General features: G+C 35.2%; 3 protein-coding genes. 1 reads left to right on the top strand and 2 read right to left on the bottom strand.

Features of this window, described 5'->3' with window-relative positions; translation table 11 throughout:
* A partial coding sequence (locus tag AC3AX0_RS09320; RefSeq protein WP_487550022.1) for a homoserine dehydrogenase occupies nt 1–953 on the top strand: 953 nt, incomplete at its 5' end.
* Between the two features lie 318 nt (nt 954–1,271).
* On the opposite strand, the gene AC3AX0_RS09315 is transcribed toward AC3AX0_RS09320, so the two are convergent.
* The gene (locus AC3AX0_RS09315) at nt 1,272–2,720 is read right to left on the bottom strand and encodes an alanine/glycine:cation symporter family protein (RefSeq protein WP_487550021.1); all 1,449 of its coding nucleotides are present in this window, start codon (nt 2,718–2,720) and stop codon (nt 1,272–1,274) included.
* A gap of 178 nt (nt 2,721–2,898) precedes the next feature.
* Nucleotides 2,899–3,579 (bottom strand): MalY/PatB family protein (locus AC3AX0_RS09310; protein ID WP_487550020.1); only part of this gene is annotated, 681 nt, incomplete at its 5' end.

The raw sequence follows: 3,579 nt of genomic DNA, 5'->3' as shown, positions 1-3,579 counted from the left end.
CTTTATCATCTGGAAAACATGTTGTAACTGCCAATAAGGCTGTTGTGGCAAAGCATCTTAATGACTTCAACAAGCTTGCAGAAGAAAACAATGCTGTACTTCTTTATGAAGCAAGCGTTGGTGGTGGAATTCCAATCATCAAGTCTCTAAAGCAGGCTATGAGGATTGATCAGGTTACAGAACTTGACGGCATACTAAATGGAACAACAAACTTCATACTTTATAACATGTATGAAAACAACTTTGAATTCGATAATATTCTAAGACTTGCACAAAGCAAAGGATATGCAGAGGCAGATCCTTCTGCTGACATTGATGGCGGAGACATTAAGAATAAAATCAGTATACTGTCTTCAATTGCATATGAATCAATAGTTTCCCTTGAGGACATCTATTCATTCGGTATAAGAAATGTAACAAAAGACGACATAGACTATTACAAGAAAAATGATCTTATACTGAAGATGATTGCTAATTCAGTGAAAAAAGACGGGAAGTACTGCGCAAGTGTTGAACCTGTACTTTTTGAAAAAGGTGAAATAACAGGAAGCGTAAACGACAACTTCAATATTGCTTCACTGACAGGCGAAACAATTGGCAACCTCAAGTTCTACGGACAGGGTGCTGGAAAATTCCCAACAGCTAATGCAGTGGTTCAGGACATCATCGATGTCGCAACAGGAAGTCATGCAAGCTATCCTTCTGATTTCGACAAGTCTGTTGAATACGATGGAACTCTTCTTTCAGGAAAGTATTATGCAAGGATTCATTCCGAAGACAAGGAAATTGTCAAGAATATTGAAAACATCTTCAAAGGTGTAATGGAGGAAGAAATCCACTTCAGGGAATATTATATAATTAAGACATCAGAAATCGACCAGAACCAATTCAAGAAGCTTACAGAGGCAGCTCTTGAAGTTGACGAACTGTTCTTCATGGCAAGGTACAATTAGACTCTAAAATAAAGATTTGAAACTTATTAAACAAGAATATAAACAGCCAGAATTCCCAGGAATTCTGGCTGTTGTATTATACTCTCTAAAGGTTTTTCCAAAGGACAAGCTTGTTTACGCTGTCAACAACTCCCTTACCCAATTGGTCAAACTATCGGTTTTATAGAAGATGACAGTATCGCTATCGACTATACACACAAACAAAACCCGCTAGGATTTCAGACTTCTATGAAGCTGTATATCTAGCGGGTTTTGTTATTTGTTTGCTTCGATGCTGAATTTCATTATTTCCAATCAGCCTCTAGTTATTGTTCTCTTTTATATAACATCCTTATCTTCGTAGAAAAGTTTGACTGACGACTTTTCCTCATTGTCTTTAAGCTTTCCAAAATTCTTATCATTGTAGTCTTTTAAAAGTTCAAAGAATTTCCCACTAAGCATTAGAAGTGCAATAATATTTACTAGTGTTGGAAGTCCCGTTACAAGATCTGCAAATAGCCATATTACCGATGAAGATATATCAAATTTTACTTTAATAAGAGTGAGCATGAGTCCAGGAATTGCTACACAACACCTGAAAAGCATAAGTATTATTTTAAGAGTTTTTTCATTGACTCCAAATGTATGTCTCAATACAATCTCATAATTAGTATATTTTGCAGTAACAGAAGTCCAACCAAGCAGGAATATTGCAAGAACCAATATCATCGGACCTACACTACCAAGACCGATTTCAAATGCTTTAATTGCCAGTGGAGCTGCTGTAAGTCCAGAAGACCATGCGCCTGTATTTATTATTACAAGTCCTGTAACTGTACACACAATTAGTGTATCTATAAAAACTTCTACAACTCCCATTACTCCCTGTTCAACAGGATGATCTACCTTTGCAGTTGAATGTATCATTGCTGCAGTGCCCCATCCAGCTTCATTAGAATACACACCTCTTGCAAGTCCTGTTCTAAATGCAAGTGCTACGCTAGCACCGGCAAACCCACCTACAGCGGCAGAAGGTTTTAAAGCACTTTGGAATATTAAAGAAAAAGTAGCTGGAAGAGAGGCTACATCCTTAAGAATAATTGTAATTCCTGCAATCAAATATGCAATACACATAACAGGAACAACTATAGATAAAACTTTCCCTAATCTTTTTATTCCTCCTAGAACAACCGCTGTCAAAGCAATGGCAAATACTGCAGCAACCATAATTTGATTTATGCCAAATACTGAAGATACCGCTTCTGAAACTGTATAAGCAGACATTCCAAGAAAATAATCACTTAGTATACCAAAGCCAAATACTGAAGCTAAAACTTTCCAGCCAATATACTTTTTCTCCTTAAATCCTTTTTCCATGTAATACGTGGGTCCACCAAATGCATCACCATTTTTATTTTTCTCTCTATAATGCAATGCTAGTGTAATTTCAACCATCTTGGTAGCCATACCGACTAAGGCTGAAACCCACATCCAAAAGAGTGCTCCGGGGCCTCCTAATGCTATGGCACTTGCCACTCCAGCTATGTTTCCAACACCAACTGCTGATCCTAAAGCTGTAGCAACAGCCTCGAAAGATGAAAGCATTCCACTATTATCATCTTTTGGTTTCAAGGAATTGGCAATTTGTTTAATTGCATATCCCAGATGAGTAAATTGCCAAAATCCACTTCTTATAGTAAAGTAAATTCCTGACCCAAAAAGTGCTGCTAGAAGTGGAAATCCCCACAAGTATCCTACAAGAGTATTAATTAATCCTACAAAATCCATCTTGTTCCTCCTTAAGTTTTTTATTATTTGTTTAAAACACTAAAATTAATCAATTGTGTTTTAATCGTATCTATTTGCTACATATGCTGGCAATTCAGTTTAGTCCTTCTTGTTCCTCCTTTAGTTTTTAATTATTTATTCAAAACACTAAAATTAATCAAAAGTGTTTTAATCGTATCTATCTGCCATATATACTGGCAATTCGGTTAAGTCCTTCGTTCAAAATTTCCCTTGAACATGAAAAATTAAACCTAACAAATGATTCTGTATTATCTCCAAAAGTATCTCCCTGATTTAAAAGAACTCCTGCTTTATATATGAGAAAATTCTTTATATCTTCATCTGACATATTCAGTGCGCTCATATCCAAAAGCATCATAAAACTACCTTCAGGTACGATTGGATAGATTTCAATATTTGAATCTAAAAAATAATCTACAACAAAATTCCTATTATCTTCAAGATGTATAAGCAAATTATCAAGCCACTGGTCACCATGAGTATAAGCAGCTTCAAGAGCAACATTTCCCAAAACATTTCCGTCTGATAAATCATATTTATCCAAAGCATCATTAAAAATATTTCTTATATTTTCATTTGGAATGATAATTACAGATGTAGCAAGTCCTGCAATATTAAATGTTTTGCTAGGGGCACTGCACATTATCGTAATTTCTTTAAACTGATCAGAAAGTTTAATAAGTGGAAGGTATTTACTTTGGCTGTAAACTATATCACAATGAATATCATCAGATATAATCATAATTCCATATTTAAAACATATATTTCCTATCTTTTCAATTTCTTTTCTATTCCATACTCTTCCGCTAGGATTATGTGGATTACAAAAAAGAAGCAT

Source organism: Dethiosulfatibacter sp. (assembly GCF_983023055.1).
The sequence above is the reverse complement of the archived record's forward strand: the minus strand, read 5'-3'. Positions and strand labels throughout refer to the sequence as shown.

What these genes read in the sequence shown, in the direction of transcription:
- AC3AX0_RS09315 (WP_487550021.1), bottom strand. Translation starts at nt 2,720, where the DNA reads ATGGATTTTGTAGGATTAATTAATACTCTTGTAGGATACTTGTGGGGA.